Origin of the sequence: Luteococcus sp. H91, from assembly GCF_038433135.1 — a bacterium.
GTDB lineage: Bacteria > Actinomycetota > Actinomycetes > Propionibacteriales > Propionibacteriaceae > Luteococcus.
Map to the genome: position 1 here is coordinate 136,084 of NZ_JBCDMV010000002.1, position 24,921 is coordinate 161,004.

The window sequence follows — 24,921 nt, forward strand, 5'->3', positions numbered from 1 at the left end:
TCAGCCTCCCTTGTGATCCAGTTCACAGTTTCTCGCGACGGGGGACAGGAGGCAAGGGCTGTCCCACCGCGCCGAAACACCATTGCGCAATAACCGACTGTTCGTTAAGTTATTCCTGATTCCCGGCTGCAAGGAGGCAGGCAGATGACACAATCGACGACACCGCAGGCCTATCTGGTCTCGGGCAAGCGCACGCCCGTCGGCCGCTATGGCGGTGCGCTCTCCAGCGTGCGCCCGGACGACTTGGCGGCGCTCACCATCAAGGCGGTGATCGACGACGCAGGGCTGGACCCGGCCGTCGTCGACGAGGTGATCCTGGGTAATGCCAATGGCGCCGGCGAGGAGAACCGTAATGTCGCCCGGATGGCCTGGCTGCTGGCCGGCTACCCGGACACGGTGCCCGGCATCACTGTAAACCGCCTCTGCGCGTCCGGGATGAGTGCGATCGGCCTGGCCAGCGCGATGATCCAGTCCGGGCAGGCCGAGGTGATCGTCGCCGGTGGCGTCGAATCCATGTCCCGAGCGCCCTGGGTGCAGGCCAAGCCCACCGCTGCCTTCGCCAAGCCGGGGGAGAGCTTCGACACGTCGATCGGCTGGCGCTTCGTCAATCCGGTCTTCGCGGCGCAGGACAAGATGACCTTCTCCATGCCGGAGACCGCGGAGGAGGTGGCCCGCGTCGACGAGATCTCCCGCGAGGACGCCGACGCCTTCGCCGTCCGCTCCCACGAGCTGGCCCTGGCCGCCATCGAGGCAGGGCGCTTCGACGCCGAGATCGTCCCCGTCCCGGTGAAGGACCGCAAGGGCAATGTCACCATGGTCACCACCGACGAGGGCCCCCGCCCCGGCACCAGCATGGAGGTGCTCGCCAAGCTGAAGCCCGTGGTCAAGGGCGGTTTCAATGTGACCGCCGGCAATGCCTCCAGCCTGAACGACGGCGCCTCGGCGATCATCGTCGCCAGCGAGGCCGCAATCGAGAAGTACGGCCTGAAGGCCCGCGCCCGGGTGGTGCAGGTCACCGCCGCCGGCGTCCCCGCCCCGATCATGGGCATCGGCCCCGTGCCTGCCACCCAGAAGGCGCTGGAGCGGGCCGGCTGGACCTTGGACTCCATCGGCGCTGTCGAGCTGAACGAGGCCTTCGCCAGTCAGTCGCTGGCCTGCATGCGTCGGCTGGGTCTCAATTCTGAGATCGTCAACCGCGACGGCGGCGCCATCGCGCTTGGCCACCCGCTGGGCTCGTCAGGTTCCCGGATCACCATCACCCTGCTGGGTCGGATGGAACGCGAGGACGTTGAGCGGGGGCTGGCGACGATGTGTGTCGGCGTCGGTCAGGGCACCGCGATCCTGGTGGAGCGGGTGAAGTGAGCGCCCCCACGAACCCGGCCCCCACGATCCCCGAGCCTGTCGAGGGGTGGACCGCCATCACCGTCGAGGAACGTGACGACCGCCTCTTGGTGCGGCTGGATCGCCCCGAGCTGCGCAATGCGATCGACCAGACCATGGTCGACGAACTGCACGCGGTCTGCGACCACCTGGAACGCAACCCCAAGATCCTGATCCTCACCGGCACCACGGTCAACGGCAAGGGCATCTTCGCCTCCGGCGCCGACATCGCCCAGCTGCGCGAACGTCGCCGCGAGGACGCGCTGGCCGGCATCAACTCGCAGCTCTTCGCCCGGATCGCGAAGCTGCCGATGCCCGTGATCGCCGCCCTCGACGGCTGGACCCTGGGCGGCGGCGCCGAACTGGCCTATGCCGCCGACTTCCGGATCGCCACCCCGCAGGTCAAGATCGGCCAGCCCGAGACCAACCTGGGGATCAGCGCCGCCGCCGGTGCCCTGTGGCGGCTGAAGGAGCTCGTCGGGGAGCCATTGGCCAAGGAGATCGTTCTGGCCGGTCGGATCCTGGACGCCGACGAGGCCCTGGCCTGCCATCTGGTCACCGAGCTGCACCCCAGCGAGGGTCTGCTGGATGCGGCCCATGCCCTGGCCGACCGGATCGGGACGCAGGACGCCCTGGCCGTGCGGATCAGCAAGGCCGTCTTCCACATGCCCGCCGACGCCCACCCGATGGTGGACCAGCTGGCCCAGGCCGTGCTCTTCGAGAGCCAGGCCAAGTTCGACCGGATGCAGGCCTTCCTGGATCGCAAGAAGAAGTGACCGTGACCACTGTGACCTTGAGAGGCAATGAGATGACCCAGAATCAGGTTCCCGGCCGCGTCGGCGTGCTCGGTGGCGGCCAGATGGGCTCCGGCATCGCCCACGGCTTCTTGGCCAGTGGCGCCGACGTCGTCGTGGTGGAACGAGACCAGGCCAGCGCCGACGCCGCCCGCGAGCGGGTGCTGAAGGCCGTCGATGCCTCCATCGAACGCGGCAAGATCAGTGGCAGTCACGACGACTGGGCCGCGAAGCTGCAGGTGGCGGTCGGTTACGACGCCTTCGCCGACTGCGACCTTGTGGTGGAGGCCGTCCCCGAGGTGTGGGAGCTCAAGGTCAGTTCCCTGACCGGCGTTGAGAAGGTGCTGCGCTCCGAGGCGTGGCTGGCCAGCAATACCTCGTCGATGAGCATCAACGGCCTGGCCAAGGAATTGCAGCGTCCGGAACGCTTCTGCGGCCTGCACTTCTTCAACCCCGTGCCCGCCAGCAAGCTGGTGGAGGTGGTGATCGGCGAGCAGACCGGCGACGAGTTGAAGGCGCTCTCTGCGCAGTGGGTGGAAGGACTGGGCAAGACCGCCGTCGTCGTCAACGACGCCCCCGGCTTCGCCAGCTCCCGGCTGGGTGTGTGCATCGCGCTCGAGGCCATTCGGATGGTTGAGGAGGGCGTTGCCGAGCCCCAGGCGATCGACGACGCGATGGTGCTTGGCTACAAGTTCCCGATCGGCCCGCTCGCGTTGACCGATCTGGTGGGCCTAGACGTCCGGCTGGGAATCGCCGAATATCTGGCCGGCCAGCTGGGCGAGCGCTTCGATCCGCCGCAACTGATGCGAGACATGGTGACCCGTGGCGAGCTCGGCAAGAAGTCCGGCAAGGGCTTCTACGCGTACTGATGATTGAGGGGGGGGCGACCCTCTCAAGGCCCCGCGGGACACTCGCGCGCACCGGCTCGGCCGCTCGCTGCGCTCGCGTTGGTCTGCGCTCGTGGCAGGAAGGGTTGAGGGGGCTGGCCGGTCCGGCTCAGTGATCCTTCTCGCGGAGCAGATTGGTGATCCGGAAGGTGCTCAGTAGCTTGCCGTCATCATCGGTGATGTCCACCTGGTGCACGTCCAGGGTCCGGCCCAGTTTCACCGGGGTGGCGGTGGCGGTCACCCAGCCGCCTTTGGTGGAGCGCAGGTGGCTGGCGGAGACGTCGACGCCGACGCAGACCATGCCGTGTGTGCTGGCGTGGATTACCGCGGCCCAGGAGCCGCAGGCCTCGCCCAGTGCCAGCAGCGCGCCGCCGTGCAGCAGCCCGAAGGACTGCCGGTTGCCCTCCACCGGGATTCGCGCAACCACCTTCTCCACGCCCTGTTCCAGGATCTCCAGACCCATCCGCTCGTCCATCTCGCCCAGGGTGATACGCCACGGTTCCTGCGGGCCGATCGCGGGGTTGGTCTTGCTCATGGAAGTCACCTTTCCGGCTGGTGGATCGTCTGTGCCGCGGCTCTTGCGGAGTCTCTCGGCACACCTTACAGTGAGATTACTGAACGTTCGGTCTGTAATTGAGGTGGGCGGAGTTGCCCGCCATGAGCCGTGAGAGGAACACGACCATGACGAAGACCCAGAACCTGCCCATCGTTCCCAGCTATGTCTGCGACCAGTGGTGGAGCCCCGCCGCCGACGTCCGCACCACCAAGGTGCTCGACGCCAGCACCGGCGAGGTCGTCGCCCGGGTCAGCACCGACGGACTGGACATCGCGGCCGCCGTCGAACACGCTCGCACCGTTGGCCAGAAGGCCCTGGGTGAACTCACCATCCACGAGCGTGCCCTGCTGTTGAAGGAGATCGCCGGCTACCTCAACGGCCGCAAGCAGGAGCTCTACGACCTGTCCTTCGCCACCGGCGCCACCCAGCGCGACCACATGAGCGACATCGACGGCGGCATCGGCACGCTGTTCACCTTCTCCTCCAAGGGCCGCCGCGAACTGCCCAATGCCAATGTCATCGTCGATGGCGCTCCCGAAGTACTCAGCCGCGACGGCAGCTTCATCGGCCGCCACGTGCACACCCGGATCGACGGCGTAATGGCGCAGATCAACGCCTTCAACTTCCCGATGTGGGGGATGCTGGAGAAGTTCGCCCCGGCCTTCATCGCGGGCGTCCCGACGATCGTGAAGCCCGCCACCCCCACCGGCTACGTCACCGAGGCCTGCGTGCGGATGATGGTGGAGTCCGGCAAGCTGCCCGCCGGCTCGCTGCAACTGGTCTCCGGCTCCGCTCGTGACCTGCTGGACCACCTGGACATGCGGGACATGGTGGCCTTCACCGGCTCCGCCGCCACGGCCGGAAAGCTCAAGCTGCACCCCGCCGTCACCGAGCGCGGTTGCCGTTTCACCGCCGAGACGGACTCCCTCAATGCGGCCGTCCTGGGTAGCGACGTCACCGTCGACAGCCCCGAGTTCGACGCCTTCATCAAGGCGATCATGGTGGAGATGACCGTCAAGGCCGGTCAGAAGTGCACCGCCATCCGTCGCGTCATCGTGCCGCAGGCCATGGTCGAGCCCGTCGTCGAGACGCTGGAGGCCAGGATCAGCAGCAAGATCGTCGTCGGTGACCCGCGGACCGAGGGATGCACGATGGGTCCGCTGGCCTCCCTTGACCAGCGCGACGAGGTGGCCAAGGCGGTCAATGCCCTGGTGGAGGCCGGTGGCCGGATCGCCTTCGGCGGGCCCGACGCCGAGCTGCCGCAGGCCAACCCCAAGGGTGCCTTCTTCGCCCCCACGGCGCTGGTCTTCGAGGATCCCTTCACCGCCGCCGTCAACGAGGTGGAGGCCTTCGGGCCGGTCACGAGCGTGCTGGGCTATGCCGACACCGAGCAGGCCATCAGGATTGCCAATGCCGGCGGCGGTTCGCTGGTGGCGACGGTGTGCACCCATGCCCCGTCGCTGGCGCGCGAGTTCGCGGTTGGCATGGGCTCGCACCACGGGCGTCTGCACTTCCTGGACCGTGACGACGCCAAGACCTCCACCGGCCACGGCTCGCCGGTGCCGCACCTGGTGCATGGCGGCCCCGGCCGTGCCGGTGGCGGGGAGGAGTTGGGTGGTGTGCGCGCCGTCAAGCACTGCATGCAGCGGCTGGCCGTGCAGGGCAGCCCGGACCACCTCACCGCCATCACGGGCATCTGGCACACCGGCGCCGCCGCGAACAGCGTCAGCCGTTCGGACGTCGACGCCGGCACCGGCAAGCACCCCTTCCGCAAGAGCCTGGCGGAACTGCGCATCGGCGACCAGTTCCGCTCTGAACTGCGCACCGTCACCCTGCAGGACATCACCGACTTCGCGCACGAGACGGGGGACACCTTCTACGCGCACACCGACGAGGAAGCGGCGATGGCCAACCCCTTCTTCCCGCGTCGCGTGGCGCACGGCTACCTGCTGGTGAGCTGGGCTGCCGGCCTGTTCGTCGACCCGGCCCCCGGGCCCGTGCTGGCCAACTACGGCCTGGAGAACCTGCGCTTCATCACGCCCGTCACCTATGACGACCAGATCCGGGTCACGCTGACCGCCAAGCAGATCACGCCGCGCGTCACCGACGAGTACGGGGAGGTGGCGTGGGACTGCGTGCTGCACAACCAGTCCGACGAGATCGTCGCCACCTACGACGTGCTCACCCTGGTGGCCAAGGAGTGGCCCGCCGGGTGACCCGTCGCTCCCGAACTGAGGCCTCGACTGGCTCGGCCGCCGCGGTTGCGTTGACCTCGGCGGTCGAGCAGTCTTGCGACTCGCAATCCTGCGCGTCTGCTGGGTGCAGGCGGGGGTCAGTGGGCGCGGATGCCGTCCATGGCGATGGTGCGCACGTTGTGCACCAGCTCGTCGACGTCGGCGGAGCCGTCCAGTCGGTACCAGTCGACGATGGAGTTGACCATGCCCAGCATCAGTCGGGTGGTGGCCTTGGCGCCCAGGTCCGGGCGGATCAGGCCGTCTTCCTGCGCGGCCCGCACCAGCGCCTCGATCCGCTTGGTGGCGGCCCGTCGGCGGGACATGGCGGCCAGCTCGACCTCCGTGTTGCCGCGCAACCGTAGCAGCAGCGTCACATAGGGGCGCTCGGCCACCAGCAGGTGGACGCTGCGCACCAGCATCCACTCCACCCGGTCCAGACTGGTGCCCTCCTGCCGCTCCGCCTCGTCGATGGTGCCCTCCAGGGCGCCCAGGGCACGGTCGACGGCCATCTCCAGCAGCTGCTCCTTGGAGTCGACGTGGTGGTAGATCGCGGACTTGGAGACGCCCAGGGCGTCGGCGAGGATCCCGATCGACGTCGCATGGTAACCGTGCTTGATGAACTCGGCCACGCAGACCTCCAGCAGGGCCTCGCGGTCATAGCCGGGACGGCCTCGACGGTGGCGGGTGGTGGTGGTCTGCGTGTCCATCGTCGTCCTCCTCCCCTCGACAGGCTCGGGGATCGTGGGTGGGTGCCTACTGAACGTTCAGTATCTCGCATGGTTCCGACGTGCAGCACCCCGCCCCTCCTGAGGAGTGGCGGGGTGGCATGCATCGGGCCCTGGAGTCTCAGCCCTGGCCGTGGCTCGGGGCGTCGGGGCGCAGGTCGTAGATGCGCTTCATCTTGCCCTCGGAGCGCGCCAGCTCACCGGGCTCGGCGATCTGCACCGCGCACGAGGAACCGATTCGCACCTTGATGCCGCGGGCCAGCATCTTGGCGGCCTGGTAGCCGTCCTCGGTGGTGGAGTCGTGGCGACGCTCGACGCGCACCGTCAGCTCGTCCATCCGGCCCGGGCGGGTGATCTCCAGCACGAAGTGCGGGCTCAGCGCCGGCTGCTCCAGGATGATCTGCTCGATCTGCGACGGGAAGAGGTTCACGCCGCGCAGGATGATCATGTCGTCGACGCGGCCGCTGATCCGCTCCATCCGCCGGTGTCCGGGGCGCGCCGTGCCGGGCAGCAGCTTGGTGAGGTCCTTGGTGCGGTAGCGCACGATGGGCAGGGCGTGCTTGCCCAGCGAGGTGAAGACCAGCTCGCCCTGGGTCTGGTCGGGTAGCGGGTTCATCTGCTCGTCGACGATCTCGGGCAGGAAGAGGTCCTCCCAGATGTGGGAGCCGTCCTGGGTTTCGCAGGACTCGCCGGCGACACCGGGGCCGAGCACCTCGGACAGGCCGTAGATGTCACAGGCCTTGATGTCGAACATGTCCTCGATCTCCTCGCGCATGGACTGGGTCCACGGCTCGGCGCCCAGGATGGCGGTGCGCAGGTTGGTCTTGCGCGGGTCGATGCCCTTGCGCTGCATCGCGTCGCCAATGGTCAGCAGGTAGGTGGGGGTGGCGAGGATGCAGCTGGGGCCGAAGTCCTGGATCACCTGGATCTGCTTGTCGGTCTGGCCGCCGGACATGGGGATGACGGTCAGGCCCATGGCTTCGGCGCCGTAGTGCATGCCCAGGCCGCCAGTGAACAGGCCGTAGCCGAAGGCATTCTGCACCATGTCGCCGGGCTTGACGCCGCTCATCCGGAAGCAGCGGGCGACGATCTTGCCCCAGTTCTGCAGATCCTCCTCGGTGTAGGCAACGACGGTTGGCTGCCCGGTGGTGCCGGAGCTGGCGTGCACCCGTCGCACCTCGTGCATGGGCACCGCGACGGTCTTGAAGGGGTAGTTGGCCCGCAGGAACTCCTTGTCCGTCACGGGGATGTGCTTCAGGTCGTCCAGGCTCTTCACGTCATTGGGGTGCACACCTGCTTCGTCGTAGAGCTTCTTGTAGGCCTCGACATTGCTGTAGGCATGGTGCAGGGTCCACTGCAGGCGAGTGAGCTGGATGTCGCGGATCTGCTCGACATTCATCCGCTCCTCGGGGTCGAGCTTGCTCGGGTCGTTCTGGACGCCGGCCATCACGGGCGGCATGTGCGGGTTGGTCATGGCTACTCCTCGTTCGGGTGTTCGTGGGACGGATGAGTGGGGTCAGCCGCGCTGCGGCAGGGCGCGGCACCGGCCGCGGAAAATGGCGATGGTCCGTTCGCCGTCGTCGGTGACGGCGCTGACCGTGACGTCGTAGACGCCGGCCCTGCGGCCGCGGTGCACCAGGTTGCCCCGGGCCACCAGCAGGTCGCCCTCCATGGTGGGGCTCAGGTAATCGATCTCGCAGTGCTGGGCCACCATCAACTCCTTGCCGATGTCCTGGTTGCAGGTCAGGGCGAAGCAGCCGTCGGCGAGGGCGAAAACGATCCCGCCATGTGTGATGGCGAAGCCGTTGAGCATGTCCTGGCGCACCCGCATCTGCAGTACGGCCCGGCCCGGGGTGTCATCGAGCACCTCCATCCCCAGACTCTCGGCGACGTGATCGGTCTGGGGGAAGGCCGCAAAGCCCACGGGTGTGGCTGTCATTGGGTCCACCTCTTTCCCTGGGCTCGACGGCGAACCCGGCAGTCAGGCAATTACTGAACGATCAGTTAGTTTTCCTTGCTGAAGTCGCTCGCGTCAAGTGTTTCGAGTGACCAATCTCACTCGGGTTGAAGTTCTGGACCACCTCTTGACAGTGCTGTTGGCCGTCTCCTACATTTACAGAACGATCAGTCAGTTATTCGTCCTCAGGAGGACTGCCATGACCCTGGATGTCGCCACGGATGCCGGCACCGAGCAGGCCAGTTTCGACGAACTCATTGCCGCGGACCTGCGCGTCGAGCCTCGCGACTGGATGCCCGACGACTACCGCAAGACCCTCACCCGGCAGATCTCGCAGCATGCCCACTCCGAGATCATCGGTATGCAGCCCGAGGGCAACTGGATCAGTCGCGCCCCGTCGTTGAAGCGCAAGGCGATCCTGATGGCCAAGGTGCAGGATGAGGCGGGCCACGGGCTCTACCTGTACTCGGCCGCAGAGACGCTGGGTACCCCCCGGCACGTGCTCAACGAGCAGCTGCTCAACGGGCGCGCCAAGTACTCGTCGATCTTCAACTACCCATGTCGCACCTGGGCCGACGTCGGGGCGGTGGGCTGGCTGGTAGACGGCGCTGCCATCGCGAATCAGGTGCCGCTGTGCCGCTGCTCCTACGGCCCCTACGGTCGGGCGATGGTGCGCGTGTGCAAGGAGGAGTCCTTCCACCAACGCCAGGGCTGGGAGATCCTCTACTCGCTCTCCCATGGCACCCCCGCGCAGAAGCAGATGGCGCAGGATGCCGTCGACCGGATGTACGCGCCGGCCCTGATGATGTTCGGCCCGCCGGATTCGCAGTCCTCCAATTCCGACAAGTCGATGGCCTGGAAGATCAAGCGCTTCAGCAATGACGAGCTGCGCCAGCGCTTCGTCGACATGATCGTCCCGCAGGCCGAGGCGCTGGGCCTGACCCTGCCCGATCCGGACCTGAAGTGGAGTGAGGAGCGTCAGCACTACGACTTCGGCGAGCTGGACTGGGATGAGTTCTGGCGCGTCGTCAAGGGCGGCGGCCCGCTCAATGTCCAGCGCCTCAACCGCCGCATCGAGGCCCACCGCGACGGTGCGTGGGTCCGTGAGGCGGCGGCGGCCTATGCCGCGAAGCACACCGAACCCGTTGCGAACCTGATCGGAGCCTGACCCATGACCGATGTGAATGCCAGCCCCGAGCAGGGCACCGACGAGCTCTGGCCGCTGTGGGAGGTCTTCGTGCGCAGCTCGCGTGGCCTGTCCCATGTGCACGCCGGATCGGTGCACGCCCCGGACGCCACGATGGCGCTGCGCAATGCCCGGGACCTGTACACCCGTCGCAATGAGGGCACCAGCGTCTGGGTGGTTCCCGCCCAGGCGATCACCGCCAGCGACCCCGACAGCAAGGGCGGCTTCTTCGAGTCGTCGTCGGGCAAGGTCTACCGGCACGCGACCTACTACCAGCAGTCCGAGGGGGTGCCTCACCTGTGAGCAACATCTCGAACGAGTCCGCGACCAGGATGAGCGTTGGCGGCGGGATCACCGCCGAGCAGATCCAGGACGGTGGCACCAAGGCCAGCGAGCCCGCCGCGCAGTACGCCCTGATGCTGGGTGACGACGCCCTGATCCTTGCTCAGCGCCTGGGCTGGTGGATCAGCCGCGCGCCCGAGCTGGAGGAGGACATTGCGCTGGGCAACATCGCGCTGGACCTCGTCGGCCACGCCCGCTTCCTGCTCAGCTATGCCGGCACCGCCTGGGGCAAGACCGAGGATGACCTGGCCTACTTCCGCGACGAGGAGGACTTCCGATCCTGCCGGCTGGTGGAGCAGCCCAACGGCGACTTCGGGCAGACGATTGCCCGCCAGCTCTTCTACTCGCACTTCGCCTACGCCCAGTACGAGGCGCTGCTGGGCTGCACCGATCAGACTCTGGCCGCGATCGCCGCGAAGGCGGTCAAGGAGGTGGCCTACCATCGCGACCATGCCGACCAGTGGGTGCTGCGACTGGGGGATGGGACCGAGGAGTCCCATCGTCGGATGCAGGAGGCGCTCAATGCCATGTGGCCCTATGTGGAGGAACTCTTCGAGGACCTCGACGTGCACCGCCAGCTGGACGGGGCAGTTCCGCTGCCTTCGTCGCTGCGGGATCGGGTGCTGGCCGAGGTGACTGCCGTGGTGCAGCGCGCGACGCTGAGCATGCCCACCACAGCCCAGGCGATGAGCGACCAGCGCACCGGCGCCTTCAGCGAGTACCGGGGCTACATCCTGGCCGAGATGCAGGTGCTGGCCCGCCAGCACCCCGGCGCCACCTGGTGACGTGATGGCCAGCCAGGAGCAGGTGATCTGGGACGGCAGCCGCCCCAGCGAGCCGCGTGCCGCGGCCGTCTGGGATGCGGCCGCAACCGTGCCCGATCCCGAGATCCCGGTGATCGGGATCGACGACCTGGGGATCCTGCGCGGCGTCGAACTGGACGACGCGCAGCCCCAGCGGGCCGTCGTGGTGATCACGCCGACCTATTCGGGCTGCCCCGCGATGGGGCAGATCGCCGCCGACGTCACCACTGCGGTACGGGAGATCGGCTTTGCCGAGGTGGAGATCCGCACCGTGCTGCACCCGGCCTGGACCACCGACTGGATGAGTGACAAGGGCCGGGCCGCCCTGGAGGAGTACGGCATTGCGCCACCGTCGGCGCGCCAGCCCGACGGCCCCGTCGACCTCGCCATGCCCATGCTGCGCACCGATGCCGTGCGCTGCCCGCGCTGCAAGTCCTTCGACGTGAAGGAGCTGTCGCGCTTCGCCTCCACCTCCTGCAAGGCGCTGTACCAGTGCCGTGCCTGTGCGGAACCCTTCGACTACTTCAAGGTGCTGTGATGACCGAGACCCAGACCCCCCAGAAGCGCCGGGCGGACTTTGCCCGGCTGACCGTCCGCAATGTCCGCCGCGTCACCGACGACGCGGTGGAGGTCACCTTCGAGGTGCCCACCGAGCTGGAGGACGACTTCAACTACCTGCCCGGCCAGTACGTCGCGCTGCGCGCCACCATCGACGGGGAGGAGCTGCGCCGCTCCTACTCACTGTGCGATGTGCCCCGCCGCGGCGAGATCAAGGTGGCCATCAAGCGCACCCGCGGTGGTCGGTTCAGCACCTGGGCCAATGAGAAGCTGTCCGTCGGTGACCAGATGGACGTGATGAACCCGCAGGGCGGCTTCACCTCCAGGCACCGGCTGACCAGTCTGAACAGCGCCCAAGGCGTCGCCGACGAGGTGGCCGCCAACCCGCGGCTTCACCTCGTCGCGATCGCTGCCGGCTCCGGCATCACCCCGATCATCGCGATCGCGCAGGCCGTACTGTCCGGTGCTGCCAGCTCCACCTTCGAGCTGATCTACGCCAACAAGAGTTCCGGCGACGTGATGTTCGCCGAGGAACTGGGTGACCTGAAGGATCGCTACCCGACCCGCTTTGCCGTGCACCACGTCCTTTCCCGCGAGCAGCGCAGCAATCCGCTGCTCAGCGGACGGATCGACGTCGAGAAGCTCAACACGATGCTCGACCACGTGGTGCGTACCGCGCATGCCGACGAGTGGTTCCTGTGTGGCCCCTTCGAGCTGGTGCAGCTCTGCCGCGACGCCCTGGCTGCCCGCGAGGTGCCCGAGGAGAAGGTGCGCTTCGAGCTCTTCACCACCGGCACCGCCCCAGCCGGCGACGGCAACCACGGCGCCCCGGTGGTCGTGGAGGAGGACGGCGACAACATCGTGATCGACTTCACCCTGGACGGCACCCAGGCGCAGGTGAAGTCCCCGCGCTCGGCCAAGGAGACCGTGCTGAATGCCGCCCTGCGGGTGCGCGACGACGTGCCCTTCGCCTGCGCGGGAGGAGTCTGCGGCACCTGCCGTGCCCGTGTGATCAAGGGTGACTTCGAGATGGGCGAAAACTACGCGCTGGAGAAGGATGAGGTGGATTCGGGTTATGTGCTCACCTGTCAGACCCGGCCGTGCGGCGACGAACTGGTCGTCGACTTCGACGCCTGAACCTGGCCACCCCACCGATTCTCGACCTGACAAGGGGATTCATGATGGATGAGCAGAACTTTGGAATGGTGCGGCTGGGCTTCGCCGACGGCGTGGCCGAGGTGGTGCTGGATGCACCCAAGAAGCTGAACGTGCTGGACGAGCAGGGCCTGACGGATCTGGCCGCCGCCTTCCGCGCTGCAGCCGAGCTGGACGGGGTGCGCGCCCTGGTGCTGCGCGGGGAGGGCCGCGGCTTCTGCGCTGGGCGGGATGTCTCCGCCGTCGATCCGGCCACCGACGACGTGGCCGGCTATCTGGCCGGGCTGATGGGCCCGCTGATGCGCCAGATCAGTGACTTCCCGGCGCCGACCTTCTGCGCCGTGCAGGGGCCCTGTCTGGGGGTTGGCCTGGGTCTGGCGATCGCCTGCGACGTGGTCTACGTCGCCGACGATGCCAAGCTGGGCTCGCCTTTCGTGAACCTGGGTGCGGTGCTGGATTCGGCCGGGCACGCCCTGTTCGTCGAGCGGCTGGGCGTGCACCGCACGCTGGATCTGGTCTACACCGGCGAGCTGGTCTCGGGCGCGGAACTGGTGCGCGCCGGGGTCTTCAGCCGCTCGATGCCGGCCGAGGAATTGCTGGGCTCCACCCAGAAGGCGGCGGCCGCGGTGGCTCAGGGCCCCACCCAGGCGCTGTTGGCCTCCAAGAGGCTGGTCCGACGGATCGAGGCGGAGCGGCTGGGCATCTGGGACGTGATGGATGTGGAGAATGCCGAGCAGGCGCGGTTGGCCGCCAATGCCGACTACCGCGAGGGTTTCAAGGCTTTCCAGGACAAGCGCCGCCCAATCTTCACCGGCCTGGCCTGAACCGATGAGCTGGCCTCAGATCCCCAGCCGCCGGGCCACCTCGTCGCCACCCATCGCGCGCACCTCGGCGGGGTCACCGACGACGATCAGCCGGTCGGTGGCGCGGGAGAGGCCGACGTAGAGCATCTCCGCCGCGCGCTCCCGGCCGGCGTCCAGGTTGACGCAGAGCACCACCGCCCGTCGCTCCAGCCCCTTGAAACCGAGCACATGGGAATAGAAGATGTCGGTCCCGTTCCAGAACTCGTCCCAGTAGCCGTCGTAACCCAGCACCTGCTGGCGTTCGATCTGCACCGGGTGTCGCCGCCCCATGGTGATCAGCGCGATGTCGTGCTCACACCAACCCTCGTCGAAGAGCGCGTCGATCTGTTCGTCGGCGGCCTCGATCGCCCCGTCCAGGGTGCAGGGGACGAAACTGACCTCCGGGCCGGAGTCGCCGCGCAGGTTCATCGGCGGCGCCAGCGGCGCGAAGGTCTCGGCGATTTGCCGGGTGTTGCGCAGATTGTGGTCAAGCACCAGCGGCACCAGCGCCACCGGCGGCCGACCGAAGCGGGGGAAGACCCGCTGCCGCTCGTCGGAGTAGACGAACAGGCCACCGTTCTCCTCGTCGCGCAGGCTGGCCAGCAGGGGAGCCCACCAGGTCTCGGCGAAGTCCTGCGCCTCGTCGACGATGATCGCGTCGAAGCGCTGCTCGTCGCCCAGCTCGCCGGCCCGCTCGGCCATCAGCTCGGGCAGCCGCTGCTCCCAGAAGTCGGAGTCGTCCCGGCTGGCCATCTCCAGCCCCCACAGGCGCCCCAACTGTTCGAAGGTGCCGACGAAGGCGGGCCGCTTGCCGTGAGAACCGACGCACAACTCGCGGCGCAGGAAGTTGGCCAGACCGTAGGAATAGCAGACCACTGCCACCCGCTGTCGTTGGCCGGTCAACCGGCCGGAGGCCAGATCGCCGGCCTGCTGCACCGCGAGCATGGTCTTGCCGGAGCCGGCCCCGCCGCGCACCTCCACCCGGTTGAGCAGCCGGGTGACCCGCAGCAGGTTGGCCTGTTCCATGGTGAGCCGGCGCGACCGTTCCTCGCGGTCCGCGGCCAGCTGGGACGCGTCGACGGCGGGGAGCGCCCGCCCCAGCAGGATCCGCTCGATGGTGTCGACGTCGTCCCGGCTGGGGGCCAGGGCGTCGCGCCGGTAGCGCCAGGTGGTCTCCCAGATCCGGTCGCCCAGGGTGCCCAGATCGCCCAGCCCGCTGACCTGCCACCGTGGGCAGTCGGGGGTCGCGAAGTCGGCGGGCAGCTCGGTGCGGGCCAGTACGACGTGGTGACTCCAGCGCACCCGACGTCGGCTGCCCCAGCGTGGATCGGACTCGACGAAGCTCCGCAGCGCGTAACAGGCATCGCGGGCCTGGTCGACGGGATGGATCACCTCGTCGCCCGCCCCACGGTTGATCCGCCAGTCGGCACCGTCGTGCCAGACGTGGCTGCCCTTGACCTCCACCGTGACGATCCCGGAACCGGGCATCAACACCAGCAGGTCGATCTCGTGGTCCTTGGTCTGGTCGCTGACCCGCAGGTTGGCGAGCACCAGACAGTCGTCGTCGAACTGGCGCACGACGCGATCATGCACCTGATGTTCGGAGGTGGTGGTGAAGCTGACGTGGCCAGGTTGAGTGCGTGCGGTCATCCGGGGGCTCCAAGTTCGGGCGGCCCCGATCCGCGTGTGACAAGAGATTAACCCGTTGGCGCCGCCAGCCAAACTTGGTCGAAAGACCAAGCAGATGGGTCAGGAGACCAGGGCGTCTTCGGCGGGCTCCACCGGGAGGCTGAGTCGGACGAAGTCCGGGTCGGTGTCCAGCTGACCGCCGCGCTGCTGCAGCCGTCGGCGCCAGGCGGTGCACTGCTGGTCGCTGGCCTCCAGCACCACTGCCAGGGTGTGGGTCTGGTTGGCGCTGACCGTGATCGGCTGGCCAGCCTGGGCGGGGGCCCCCAGCAGACCCAACATGCCGTGGGCGCGTTGCAGGGCTTCGGGGGAGTCGTTCTGGGAGAGGGTGGAGACCAGATTCCATCCGTCGGCGCGCACCTGGGCCAGGGCCGCCACCAGCCTGCCGTGCTGTGGCCCCAGCACCAACTCGTCGCGTAGCTGGGCCTCCAGCAGGGTGGAGGTGTTGCGCACCACGGCTTCGCGGGGATCGACGTCGCCGTCGCCCACCGCCTTGAGCAAGGGCAGCGCCTCCTGCGTCACCCGCTGGCTCCAGAATTGGTCCAGCTGCCCCTGCGCCTGCATCTGGGCGATCGCCGCCAGCCGGTGCGACGCCTGCTCGGCCGCCTCCGCCTCCTGCGAGGCGGTGTGCTGCGCCACCATCAGCACCAGCAGGGTGAGCAGCACGTCGCCGGCACCGGTCGTCAGCACGAAGGAGTGGTCCCAGACCGCCCAAGGATCCCGGAAGCGCAGCCACAGCCCGCCCGCCTGGAAGACGCTCCACAGCGCCGTCACCACGGCGCCCACGCTCAAGCGGGACGTGAGCACCACCAGGTGCACCAGGGCAGAGGCTTCCCACGCCAACCAGAGTGGATAGTCATGTTCGGGTGGGGTAGGGACGGCCCACAGGTTGGCCGCCCACAGGACGGATGCGGTGGCCAGCAGCAGTGTGATGCCCCACAGCCGCAGCGGTCGGGTCAACAGGGCGACCGCCGCCGCCACGCCCACGGCCAGGCCAAGGGCGCCCAGCAGGGTCATCACCTCCGGGTGGGAGGCACGCGGGCCCGAGGCCCAGAAGTTCAGGATTGCCGACAGTGCCAGCGCGGGCCAGGCGGCGCGGGTCAGCCCGCTGCGCATCAACCGGTTCGGTGGCCGGTTCCACAGCGAATCCGTGTCGTTCTGGGTCTGCCGGGGCCATTCCAGGCTGACCTTGGTGCCCGAGCGCTCCCAGGAGACGATGTCGGCCTGTCCACCGACGTCGTCCAGGCGTTGCAGGATGGAGCGGCCGACGCCCATCCGGTCGATCGCCCGCCGCGACGGGTCGAAGCCGCGTCCGTCGTCGGTGATCGCCACCCGGACCACCCCCGCGATCGACGCGATCCGCACCGCCACCCGGGTGGCCCGGGCATGGCGTTCGACATTGCTCATGGCCTCATGCGTGGCGGCGGCGATGGCGCGGGCCGCCGCCGTCGGGATCGGGTCGCTGCCGCCGGAGAGCTGGACTCCCAACCGGGCCACCAGCGGGTCGGCCGAGATCAGATCCTCCACCCGGGCCACCTCGGAGATCGGGGTCTGTTGGGTGAGGGTGCGGTAGGCGGTGAGGCATTCGTCGCGGGCCAGCTGCGCCGGGGTGTTGGCGATCGGCCGGGACAGCGCGTGCAGGGCGTGCAGCACATGGTCGTGCAGCAGCCGGGCAGCCTCGCGTCGGGCGGCGGTCAGGGCCGTCTCCTCCTGGTGCTGCAGGTCTGCCCTGATCCGGCGGGCGACCGCCGCGTCGCGCGCCCGGGCCACCTCGATTACGGCCTCACCGAAGAGCAGCGTCTGGGCCACCGGCGCCAGCAGCCACAGGTAGCCGGTATTTCCCGCCAGGCTGTCGAAGCGCTGCAGGTACATCATCAGCAGCAGCATCACCGTGGTGGTGACCCCCGTGAAGCACAGGTAGCGGCGTCGGTCCTGGGTACGCAGCGCCACCACGATCAACGGGACGAGCCAGAAGCCGGGGATCAGCAGTGAGACCGGGTCGTACTGACCGGGGTTGCGCAGGATGTCGAAGATGCCGCCCAGCAACAGGCCGAACAACAACCAGGCGTGCCACAGCCGTTCCCGGCGCAACAGCAGCGCCAGGCCGGCCAGGAACTGGCTGGCCAACACCATCATGAAACCGTTGTGCGCCTTCTCCGCCCAGTGCCAACCGTCCCGGACGAAGGGGATGGTCTCCGTGCTGAGGGTCATGGCAAGGGAGGCCAGCCCGAGCGCGCGCAGCGCAGCGCTCGACGTCTTGCTGACCTCTGCGGTGCTCGACGGCTTCTGCAGTAGGGGCACGGGTTCTTCCTGGGGGACTCAGGCACACGGTTTCGCACCTGTAGGGAGACTATTGTGGCAGGCGCCCTGCGCGTGACGCCCGATTTGGACCGGTTCTGCACCACATGTCCAGCCGCTCACAATTCACACCGGAGGTTCAGCCGGATGAACTTCGGGTCGATCTGGGCGCTGCCGCCCAAGGCCTGGATCTGCGGGGGGAGAGGCCGAGACACCTGGCCTGGCCAGCAGGGTGCGTGCCGCCACAGCCCGGCTGCAGATGCGCAGTCCAGGCTGCGCAGCGCGACGATCAGCGGGCCGATCATCCAGTGTGGTGCTCTCACCCGGATGGTGTTTCGATTGGCACTTCCGCTGTTGGCGTAGCCGCCCGCTTTCCCTGTTGAGCAGCCCACCCCAACGGGTAGCCTCCCCAGCATGACGTCATGCAGCTGACCAGTCCGCGGTCGTCGTCGCAGCCAATCAGGAGGAGAGTTTCGTGGCCATCAACATCAACCTGGGGCCCCGGCAGGATGTTGACCCGTACAACCAGCCGATCCCACGCAGCTTCGTGGGATTCGACGCCAAGGCGAGCGACGAACAGCTGTGGAATGCCAACCGGGGTGCTTGGCCCCTGCCCTCGCAGACCACCCAGGAGCAGTTCGCCACCTTCAGCCATGACGGCACCATCCGGCTCGTAGCCGAGCTGGAGGGCGTGGAGAATGTGGAGCAGGACGGGCGGATCGTGCAGGCCCTGCTGGGGCGGCTGCTGCACCGCGGCGATCCGGTGCGCGACGCCCTGGTCGGGCGACAGGTCGAGGTAGGTGGCGCCGGGGTCAGTCTGATCGACACCGCGGAGCAGGATGCGATGACCGCGGCGGAGCGCTATGCCCCGCGGGAGCGCGCCCGCCGCACCTTCCTGATCACCCACGACACCGACCAGTGGTTCTGGACTCCGGATGACGAGCAGGAGCTGATCAACCGCACCGCCGCCGGCGCCACCGTCCGCGAGTGCTGGAGTTGCGGGGGACGTCGCCACGGCATCGAACCTGGCGACCGGATCTTCCTGCTGGAGCGGGCACAGGGCAAGCCGCGCGGTGTGCGCGGCGCGGGCGTGGTCTCCAGCCAGATCTTCTCCGGCGAGCACTGGGACGATCCGTCGCGAACCGCCAACTACGTGGATGTCGACTGGGATCTGGTGCTGCCGGCCGATCAGTGCGTCCCCGCCGAGGCCCTGCAGCGCGACGTGCCCGGTTACGGCTGGAATCCGCAGAAGAGCGGTGTTGAGCTGCACCAGCCGATGGCCGACGAGATGGAGGGCCTGTGGCGGCGGCACAACGGGGATGACAAGCCGGTGCGCCAGCCCCGCAAGGCGGGTTGGGATCTGGACGATGCCCGACGCCGGGTGCTCAGCGCCGACGCCTGCGAGCGGTTGGTGGAGAGCTTCGAGGAGGACGGCTGGGAGGTGGCTCGAGCCAACGACGACAGGCCCTTCGTGGCCGTCGCCTTCCGCGGCGACGAGCAGCAATACCTCTTCGCCAAGGGTACCGAGACGGTCGGGCGCCCGGTGTTGTTCACCGCCGACGAGGTGGACTTCATCAAGGGCCATTCCGGCAAGTGTGCACTCGGTGTGCTCAGCGACGTGGAGTTCGAGCAGGGCAGCATGGCGGAGGGGCCGCAGGGGATCCTGACCGTCGTCGCGCTGGACTACCGGGAGGACGCCTTCTCCCCGGTGCTGTTCAGCTATGCCAACGACGTTTCCGAGGGCGCCGAATCCTGAGTCCGGTACCTGGGGGAGCGATCCCGCTCGAGTGGTGGACTCGCCGTCCCGCATACTGGTGGCGTGGCGTAGGTTGACGCCAAGCTCGGTTGGCTCGACGACGCGTCGGCCGGGCCCGCTGCGTCAGGGGGCCGGAGGTGAGGCAAGGGCCGTCAGTCGGCTGAAACCGGGATAGTTGTCCACGTGCAGATCGGGGCCGGTCAGGGTTTCTGCCCAGCGCTGCTGCTGTTCTGGCGTCGGTTCCAGCGCCACGGCGAAGACCTGGTCCCCCCTGGCGCTCAGGGTGACCTCCTGCTGGGGTGTGGTCGGAGCACCCAGGGCCTGAACCAGCCGTGCAGCGTGTTGCAGCGGTCGGCCATCGTCCTTGGTCAGGGTGGAATTCACGGCCCACCCTGCCTCCCGGGCCAGGTTCAGTGCAGCGAGCAGGCGCGGCTCGTCGGGGCCCAGCAACAACTCCTCACGCAGCCCGACGGTCAGCCTGCGCGCCCGTTCCACCACGGAGGGGTCGTTGGGGCAGGCGCGTCCGGCCGCGACGTCCTGCAGCAGTGGCAGCGCCTCATCGGTGGCGCGTTGCGACCAGAAACGATCCTGATGGCTGCTCAGCTGCAATCGGGCGGTGGCCGCCCGGGCCTGGTCCATCAGGGTCTGCTGGGACACGTGCGTGTCGGCGATCCGCCGGGCGGCGGCCAGCCCGAAGAGCACGATCATCACCTGGCCGGAGCCGGTCAGTACCGTGGGGCTGAGCTTTTCCCAGTCCGCGGACCAGCCGTAGCGCCACACCAGTCCCGTCAGCTGCACCGCGAACCAGCCGGCGGTGACCAGGCTGCCGACCCGGGTGGACAACTGCAGGACCACCAGGTGCAGCAGGGCGGAACAACCCCAGGCCATCCAGAGCATGTCGACGCTCTGCAGGGCGTCGGGAGCCAGCCAGAGGTTGACCAGCCAGCCGACGGTGGCGGCGGTGATCAGCAGGATCCCGCCCGCGGTGTTCAGCTGGTGGCGGCGCAGGTGCCTGGCCATGAACAGCCCCACGCCGATCACTGCCAGCATGGTCCCGGTGGCCAGCAGCGGATTGCGCTGGCTGGGGGCCATCACGGCGGTCATCAGGATGCCGGTGGCCAGCCCCGGCCAGGCGGTGCGCAGCATCCGCTGGCGAACCTCTTCCTGGGCGGTGTTGACCAGGCTCTCGCGCTGGGCGCCTTCGGGGGTGCGGGGCCAGGTCAGGGTGATCTCGGTGCCGCGGCCGAGCGCGGAGCTCACGCTGGCGTCACCGCCGACGTCGTGCATCCGTTCGATGATGGAGCGACGCAGGCCAACCCGATCCGGGCGCACCTTGGACGGGTCGAAGCCCACGCCGTCATCGATCACCCGCACCTGCCACCGGTCGTCCTGATGTTGCAGCCGCACATCACAGCGGGTGGCCTTGGCATGACGGGCCACATTGTCCAGAGCCTCGTGCGCGGCGGCGGTGATGCTCAGGGCGACGTGCCGGGGTGCGATCCCGCTGCTGCCGAACAGGTGGGCCCCGGCCCGTTGCATCGCGGGGTCGACGCTCAGCAGCCGGCCGATGTTCAGCATCGCACCGCCCTCCGGGGCATCGCTGATCGCGCTCAACGCCGTTTCACATTCGGAGACCATCAACTCGGGGGAGACCCGGCCGGCGCCCTGCCCCAGGGCGTGCAGGGCATGCAGCACATGGTCGTGCATCAGCCGGTCACTCTCGCTGTGCGCCTCGCGGACCAAGGTTTCCAGTTCCTGCTGCTCCTGCGCGGCACGGCGGCGCAGGGCCAGGTCATCGGTGCGATTGCCCAGCCAGAGCAGGCCGTCGCCGAACAGGGCCATCGCCATCAGCGGCGGCGCGATCCACACCGCCGGGCTGAGGGCCCAGCGGGTGATCGGCTGGTCATTGGTGAGCTGGATTCCGATGTCCACCAGGGTCAGGGCGGGGGCAACCACGAAGACGGCCAGCAGATAACCGCGGCGGCGCAGGCTCGTCAGCGCCCAGGCCAGCCAGGGGAGGGCCCAGTAACCGGGGGCCCATTGGTTGACGGGCTGGAAGAGGTGGCGATGTGGTGCCAGCATGACCGCGGCCGCCAGCAGCATCAGACCGGTGACTCGCACCAGCCAGCGGCTGCGGACGTCGAAGATCAGGCCGAACAGCGTGATCAGGGTGCTCAGCGCCAGCACCGCCAGACCGGGGCGCAATTCTCGCTCGCCGCTGCTGCTGAAGGTGGGCAGCAGGGCGGTGGCGGTGACCAGCAGCCAGCAGAGCAGCCCGGTGGCGCGCAGACCCTGCACCACGGCCCCGCGCATCGCCGGCTCCTCGCCGGAAGTGTGACGACGAGACGCGGATACCGCTGGGTGTGACACGCGAACCTTCTAGAACGGAGAGGGATTTTGGCCAGTCTTGCATCCGACGGGGGCAGAACCATCACCCATCTTTCGGTGACAGGCATTCCTTCAGCGACATTCCGGCAAGTCAGCGCCGCAACTCTGCAGACGGGGCGCTCAGTGCTGCAGCGGCGGGTGCAGATCGGCCATCGTGAACCGCTGGCGCGCGCCGACGGCCAGCACGTCGAGCAGGAAGGTGGTCACCCCGATGCAGGCCAGCACGATCACGTCGTGTGTGAAGTGGCTCCACAGACCGCCGGAGATCACCACCCGGAAGGCGTCGATCGAATAGCTGATCGGCATGAAGGGGCTGATCCAGCGGAAGAAGGGCGGCAGTACAGCGGCCGGATAGGTGCCACCCGTCGAGGCGAGCTGCAGGATCAACCAGACCAGCAGCAGGGCGGAGCCGGGCAGCCCCAGGGCCATTCGCAGGAAGTGCGCGATCAGGGAGAAGACCACCGCCACCAGCAAGGTGAGCCCCACGGCCGCGATCCCGTGCAGGGGGTCGAGGCCGAGCGCGATCCACACCGTTGCCAGCATGATGAACGCGCCGGCCGCGGCCACCGTCCCGAAGGGGAGGTAGGCGCTCAGGGTGAGGTGGGCCGGGTTCATCCGCCCGGACAGCAGCCGGCCGGAGATGGGCCGCATCACCAGGAAGCCGGAGATCCCGAAGACCCACATGGCGATGGACAGGAACAGGGGCGCCAGACCCCGACCGTAGACGTGGGCCGGGTTCTCCACCAGGGTGTGGACATCTGCCGGGGCGGAGAGCACCTGCGCCGCGCCCTGGGCCTGGCTCTTGCTCAGCGCCGGGATCTGCTTGACCCCGTCGGTCAGGCCCTTGGTGAGCTGTTCGGAGCCGGACTTCAACTTGCCCAGGCCCTCGTCCAGCTTGGTCATGTTGGTGTCCAGCTTGGCCATGCCCTCGTCGAGCTGGCCCAGGCCGGTGCTCAGCTGGCTGACGCCGCCCCCGGCCTTGGTGATTCCCGCGCTCAGGGTCCCGGCCCCCTCGGCGGCCTGGTCAATGCCCTTGTGGAGGTTGTTGGCGCCGGTGGCGACCTGCTGGGCGCCGCTGTTGAGCTGCTTGAGCTTGGCCGAGGCATTGTCCAGGTCCTTGGCGGCATCGGATTCCTGCACCCGCTGGTTGAGCGCGGCGGAGCGGGTGGACGCCCGGGTGGCGGCGGTGGCCACCTTGGCATTGCGGGCCTGGGCTTCGTCCAGTCTGGTCTGCGCCTTCTTGTAGGCCTCCGTGTCGGCCACTTCGGGCAGCTGGCCGACGGTTGCCAGGGCATCCTCCGCCTGATCCAGCTTGTTGCCGACGGAATCGGTGGTGCCGGTGACGTCGGAGCTGATGGCCTGGATGTCGGTGTTGATGGTGGCCGAATCCTGCTTCACCTGCCCCTGCAGCGTGGCGGCCTTGTCCAGCACCGGCACGACGGTGTCCTCCAGTTGCTGGGTTCCGCCCGCCACCTGACTGGCCCCGTTGTAGAGCTTGAGGGAGCCGGTGCCCAGCTCGCCCAGGCCGGACTGCAGGTCACCGGCGCCGTTCTCCAGCTTGGGGAAGGCCTCGTTCAGGGTGTTGGCGCCCGTGGACAGCTTGTGGGTGGCGTTACGCGCATCGGAGGCGCCGGTGGCCAACTGGGCCGAACCGCTCTTGGCGTCGGTGAGCCCCTTGGTCAGCTTGGCCGAACCGTCCCGGGCATCGATCATCCCCTGCCGGATCTTGTCCAGATTGGCGAAGACGGCCTCGAAATAGGCCTCGACGGCCGTCTCGTTGACCGCCTGCTCGATCTTGTTCTGGGCCTGGCCGGTGACCGAGCCGATCACGAAGCCATTGGCGTCATTGCGGTGCATGGTGATCTCGGCCCGCTTGGGGGTGGTGCTCGAGGCGCTCACCAGGTTGGCGGAGAAATCCTTCGGCACCCGAACCGTCAGGTAGTAGCGGCCCTCCCGCAGGCCCTCCTCGGCGTCCGCGGCGTCGGTGACATGCCAGTCGAAGTCCTTGCCGGAGACCACATTGTTGGTGAAGTCCTTGCCCGCGTGCACCTGCTGCTTGTTGTAGGTGACCGGCTGGTCCTCGTTCACCACCGCCACCGGAAGGTCCTGCAGCCGGCCATAGGGGTCCCAGTTGGCGGCCAGGTAGATGGAGCCATAGATCACCGGCACCAGGGTGGCGAAGATCAGCGCCAGCTTGGGCAGCAGGCCGCGGAAGCGACGCAGTTCGAAACGGGAGAGCAACATCAGTCGAGTTCCTCGGTGGTGGGATTCGTGGAGGTGGGCTGGGCCAACCGACGACGGAGCCGGTGCAGCTCGAAGTTCGGTTCGGTGCGGGTGGGCGGCGGGCTCAGGTGGACCACCTGGGCGCGGGGTGGGAGCGGGCTCTGCTCCAGCGAGCTCAGCACGAAGCTGTTGCCCTGCTCTTGCAGCAGCGCCAGCGCGTCGTAGATCCAGCCCAGCTGGCGGTCGGTCAGGGAGTCGTCGACATCATCCAGGACGACGAAGCTGGCCGGGGCCAGGCAGCCCAGCACGATGGTCAACAGGGTGCGCTCGACGGCCGGCATCCGGCCGACCCACTGCTCCTTGTCGAACTGGTGGTTGAGCAGGGTTTCCAACTCGGCGAAGCGCTCCCGGCCGCGGCGCACCCCGATTCCGTCGGCGATGGACCGCTCGTCGCGGGATTCGGCAATGGTCAGGTTGGGCTCCAGGTCCGCCAGGTCACTGATGCGCGCGACGGAGACCTGCCGCCGCAGCTTGCGGGGGTGGGCGATGCCGTCGATCTCGGCGGACTGCAGCTCACCCTGGACCCCCTTCAACCGGCCGGACAGCGCCAGCAGCAGCGCGGACCGCCCGGCACCCTGCTGCCCGGTCACGACGGTGATCCCACCCCTGGTCAGGGTGAGGTCCACCGGCCCGAAGACCCTGGACTCCCGGCCGCGCAGGTGGAGCCGGCGGGCGTGCAGGATCTCGTCGTCCCCGGTGGTGGGTGTCGGGCTCTCGGGCGCAGCGGGTGCCGGGGCCTCGGCCGCGATCGGTGTCGGGCCGATGATGTCGAGGCCAGCGGAGGTGGGCTCGTCCTGGACGACGGGGGCCGAGCGCTGGGGGACTTCGGCCTGCGTCGGCTCGGTGCCATTCCGGGGCTCGGCGGCCGAGTGCCGCGGTGCCTCGATCGGTGCTGGGTCGGTGCCATTGCGGGGCTCGGCGGCCGAGTGCCGCGAGGCCTCCACGTGGGCCGAGCCTGTCGAGGCCACGCGGGGCAGGCCCCCGTCACGGGGATTCTCCACGTCGTCCCCACGCGGGGGGACGGGCGCCTCGTGGGGCTGGATCTCAGGCATGGGCTTCCTTTCGGGACGTACCCGAAAAATATATTCGGA

20 protein-coding genes are annotated in these 24,921 nt (G+C 68.4%); 11 read left to right on the forward strand and 9 right to left on the reverse strand.

The window, feature by feature from the left end:
- Positions 1–144: 144 nt before the first annotated feature.
- From AAEX57_RS01350 to AAEX57_RS01360, 3 genes are read left to right on the forward strand one after another with little or no spacing between them, the layout of a single operon-like run.
- Positions 145–1,362, forward strand: coding sequence for an acetyl-CoA C-acyltransferase (locus AAEX57_RS01350; RefSeq protein WP_342090436.1), 1,218 nt, complete (start codon positions 145–147; stop codon positions 1,360–1,362).
- Positions 1,359–2,156, forward strand: coding sequence for an enoyl-CoA hydratase/isomerase family protein (locus AAEX57_RS01355; RefSeq protein WP_342090437.1), 798 nt, complete (start codon positions 1,359–1,361; stop codon positions 2,154–2,156). The genes AAEX57_RS01350 and AAEX57_RS01355 overlap by 4 nt, the downstream gene beginning before the upstream one ends.
- Positions 2,157–2,188: 32 nt before the next feature.
- A complete protein-coding gene (locus AAEX57_RS01360; protein ID WP_342090438.1) occupies positions 2,189–3,043 on the forward strand; it encodes a 3-hydroxyacyl-CoA dehydrogenase family protein in 855 nt (284 codons plus the stop codon).
- A gap of 127 nt (positions 3,044–3,170) precedes the next feature.
- Here the strand turns inward: AAEX57_RS01360 and AAEX57_RS01365 are convergent, their stop codons facing one another.
- Entirely contained in the window at positions 3,171–3,596 is a 426-nt protein-coding gene (locus AAEX57_RS01365) for a PaaI family thioesterase (RefSeq protein ID WP_342090439.1), read from the reverse strand.
- Between the two features lie 146 nt (positions 3,597–3,742).
- Here AAEX57_RS01365 and paaZ point away from each other — a divergent pair, with 146 nt between their 5' ends.
- Positions 3,743–5,833 carry a phenylacetic acid degradation bifunctional protein PaaZ gene (gene paaZ / locus AAEX57_RS01370; RefSeq protein WP_342090440.1) on the forward strand — a complete coding sequence of 697 codons (2,091 nt, stop codon included), beginning with the start codon at positions 3,743–3,745 and terminating at the stop codon, positions 5,831–5,833.
- A 116-nt stretch (positions 5,834–5,949) separates the two neighbouring features.
- Here paaZ and AAEX57_RS01375 read toward each other — a convergent pair whose 3' ends face one another.
- From AAEX57_RS01375 to AAEX57_RS01385, 3 genes are all read right to left on the reverse strand, one after another.
- Complete coding sequence (locus AAEX57_RS01375) at positions 5,950–6,558, reverse strand: TetR/AcrR family transcriptional regulator (RefSeq protein ID WP_342090441.1); 609 nt, start codon at positions 6,556–6,558, stop codon at positions 5,950–5,952.
- A 139-nt stretch (positions 6,559–6,697) separates the two neighbouring features.
- The gene (locus tag AAEX57_RS01380) at positions 6,698–8,050 is read right to left on the reverse strand and encodes a phenylacetate--CoA ligase family protein (protein ID WP_342090442.1); all 1,353 of its coding nucleotides are present in this window, start codon (positions 8,048–8,050) and stop codon (positions 6,698–6,700) included.
- A 42-nt stretch (positions 8,051–8,092) separates the two neighbouring features.
- Complete coding sequence (locus AAEX57_RS01385) at positions 8,093–8,515, reverse strand: hotdog fold thioesterase (protein ID WP_342090443.1); 423 nt, start codon at positions 8,513–8,515, stop codon at positions 8,093–8,095.
- 217 nt (positions 8,516–8,732) lie between these two features.
- Between AAEX57_RS01385 and paaA the strand changes: the two genes are divergently transcribed.
- The 6 genes from paaA to AAEX57_RS01415 are packed head-to-tail and all read left to right on the forward strand — an operon-like array spanning position 8,733 to position 13,401.
- Positions 8,733–9,701 (forward strand): 1,2-phenylacetyl-CoA epoxidase subunit PaaA, encoded by a 969-nt coding sequence (gene paaA, locus AAEX57_RS01390; RefSeq protein WP_342090444.1) that lies wholly within the window; start codon positions 8,733–8,735, stop codon positions 9,699–9,701.
- Positions 9,702–9,704: 3 nt separating this feature from the next.
- Entirely contained in the window at positions 9,705–10,022 is a 318-nt protein-coding gene (paaB, locus tag AAEX57_RS01395; protein WP_342090445.1) for a 1,2-phenylacetyl-CoA epoxidase subunit PaaB, read from the forward strand.
- The gene (paaC, locus tag AAEX57_RS01400) at positions 10,019–10,846 is read left to right on the forward strand and encodes a 1,2-phenylacetyl-CoA epoxidase subunit PaaC (RefSeq protein ID WP_342090446.1); all 828 of its coding nucleotides are present in this window, start codon (positions 10,019–10,021) and stop codon (positions 10,844–10,846) included. The genes paaB and paaC overlap by 4 nt, the downstream gene beginning before the upstream one ends.
- 4 nt (positions 10,847–10,850) lie before the next feature.
- The gene (gene paaD, locus AAEX57_RS01405) at positions 10,851–11,402 is read left to right on the forward strand and encodes a 1,2-phenylacetyl-CoA epoxidase subunit PaaD (RefSeq protein ID WP_342090447.1); all 552 of its coding nucleotides are present in this window, start codon (positions 10,851–10,853) and stop codon (positions 11,400–11,402) included.
- Positions 11,402–12,559, forward strand: coding sequence for a 1,2-phenylacetyl-CoA epoxidase subunit PaaE (gene paaE, locus AAEX57_RS01410; protein ID WP_342090448.1), 1,158 nt, complete (start codon positions 11,402–11,404; stop codon positions 12,557–12,559). The genes paaD and paaE overlap by 1 nt, the downstream gene beginning before the upstream one ends.
- 44 nt (positions 12,560–12,603) lie before the next feature.
- Positions 12,604–13,401 (forward strand): enoyl-CoA hydratase/isomerase family protein, encoded by a 798-nt coding sequence (locus AAEX57_RS01415; RefSeq protein WP_342090449.1) that lies wholly within the window; start codon positions 12,604–12,606, stop codon positions 13,399–13,401.
- A gap of 15 nt (positions 13,402–13,416) precedes the next feature.
- On the opposite strand, the gene AAEX57_RS01420 is transcribed toward AAEX57_RS01415, so the two are convergent.
- Both AAEX57_RS01420 and AAEX57_RS01425 read right to left on the reverse strand, forming a co-directional pair.
- Positions 13,417–15,069, reverse strand: coding sequence for a nuclease-related domain-containing DEAD/DEAH box helicase (locus tag AAEX57_RS01420; protein WP_342090450.1), 1,653 nt, complete (start codon positions 15,067–15,069; stop codon positions 13,417–13,419).
- A 99-nt stretch (positions 15,070–15,168) separates the two neighbouring features.
- Positions 15,169–17,406, reverse strand: coding sequence for a sensor histidine kinase (locus AAEX57_RS01425; protein WP_342090451.1), 2,238 nt, complete (start codon positions 17,404–17,406; stop codon positions 15,169–15,171).
- Positions 17,407–17,878: 472 nt separating this feature from the next.
- Here AAEX57_RS01425 and AAEX57_RS01430 point away from each other — a divergent pair, with 472 nt between their 5' ends.
- Positions 17,879–19,159: a hypothetical protein gene (locus AAEX57_RS01430; protein WP_342090452.1), complete on the forward strand. Its 1,281-nt coding sequence runs from the start codon at positions 17,879–17,881 to the stop codon at positions 19,157–19,159.
- 123 nt (positions 19,160–19,282) lie between these two features.
- Here the strand turns inward: AAEX57_RS01430 and AAEX57_RS01435 are convergent, their stop codons facing one another.
- From AAEX57_RS01435 to AAEX57_RS01445, 3 genes are all read right to left on the reverse strand, one after another.
- The gene (locus AAEX57_RS01435; RefSeq protein ID WP_342090453.1) at positions 19,283–21,472 is read right to left on the reverse strand and encodes a sensor histidine kinase; all 2,190 of its coding nucleotides are present in this window, start codon (positions 21,470–21,472) and stop codon (positions 19,283–19,285) included.
- Positions 21,473–21,667: 195 nt separating this feature from the next.
- The gene (locus tag AAEX57_RS01440) at positions 21,668–23,791 is read right to left on the reverse strand and encodes a YhgE/Pip domain-containing protein (RefSeq protein ID WP_342090454.1); all 2,124 of its coding nucleotides are present in this window, start codon (positions 23,789–23,791) and stop codon (positions 21,668–21,670) included.
- Positions 23,791–24,882: an ATP-binding cassette domain-containing protein gene (locus AAEX57_RS01445; RefSeq protein ID WP_342090455.1), complete on the reverse strand. Its 1,092-nt coding sequence runs from the start codon at positions 24,880–24,882 to the stop codon at positions 23,791–23,793. The genes AAEX57_RS01440 and AAEX57_RS01445 overlap by 1 nt, the downstream gene beginning before the upstream one ends.
- Between the last annotated feature and the right edge of the window lie 39 nt (positions 24,883–24,921).

Excerpts from the sequence above, each read along its gene's own strand:
- AAEX57_RS01350 (WP_342090436.1), top strand. The coding sequence starts at position 145 with ATGACACAATCGACGACACCGCAGGCCTATCTGGTCTCGGGCAAGCGC.
- AAEX57_RS01360 (WP_342090438.1), top strand. The coding sequence starts at position 2,189 with ATGACCCAGAATCAGGTTCCCGGCCGCGTCGGCGTGCTCGGTGGCGGC.
- AAEX57_RS01365 (WP_342090439.1), bottom strand. The coding sequence starts at position 3,596 with ATGAGCAAGACCAACCCCGCGATCGGCCCGCAGGAACCGTGGCGTATC.
- paaZ (WP_342090440.1), top strand. The coding sequence starts at position 3,743 with ATGACGAAGACCCAGAACCTGCCCATCGTTCCCAGCTATGTCTGCGAC.
- AAEX57_RS01375 (WP_342090441.1), bottom strand. The coding sequence starts at position 6,558 with ATGGACACGCAGACCACCACCACCCGCCACCGTCGAGGCCGTCCCGGC.
- AAEX57_RS01380 (WP_342090442.1), bottom strand. The coding sequence starts at position 8,050 with ATGACCAACCCGCACATGCCGCCCGTGATGGCCGGCGTCCAGAACGAC.
- AAEX57_RS01385 (WP_342090443.1), bottom strand. The coding sequence starts at position 8,515 with ATGACAGCCACACCCGTGGGCTTTGCGGCCTTCCCCCAGACCGATCAC.
- paaA (WP_342090444.1), top strand. The coding sequence starts at position 8,733 with ATGACCCTGGATGTCGCCACGGATGCCGGCACCGAGCAGGCCAGTTTC.
- paaB (WP_342090445.1), top strand. The coding sequence starts at position 9,705 with ATGACCGATGTGAATGCCAGCCCCGAGCAGGGCACCGACGAGCTCTGG.
- paaD (WP_342090447.1), top strand. The coding sequence starts at position 10,851 with ATGGCCAGCCAGGAGCAGGTGATCTGGGACGGCAGCCGCCCCAGCGAG.
- paaE (WP_342090448.1), top strand. The coding sequence starts at position 11,402 with ATGACCGAGACCCAGACCCCCCAGAAGCGCCGGGCGGACTTTGCCCGG.
- AAEX57_RS01415 (WP_342090449.1), top strand. The coding sequence starts at position 12,604 with ATGGATGAGCAGAACTTTGGAATGGTGCGGCTGGGCTTCGCCGACGGC.
- AAEX57_RS01420 (WP_342090450.1), bottom strand. The coding sequence starts at position 15,069 with ATGACCGCACGCACTCAACCTGGCCACGTCAGCTTCACCACCACCTCC.
- AAEX57_RS01435 (WP_342090453.1), bottom strand. The coding sequence starts at position 21,472 with ATGCGCGGGGCCGTGGTGCAGGGTCTGCGCGCCACCGGGCTGCTCTGC.
- AAEX57_RS01440 (WP_342090454.1), bottom strand. The coding sequence starts at position 23,791 with ATGTTGCTCTCCCGTTTCGAACTGCGTCGCTTCCGCGGCCTGCTGCCC.
- AAEX57_RS01445 (WP_342090455.1), bottom strand. The coding sequence starts at position 24,882 with ATGCCTGAGATCCAGCCCCACGAGGCGCCCGTCCCCCCGCGTGGGGAC.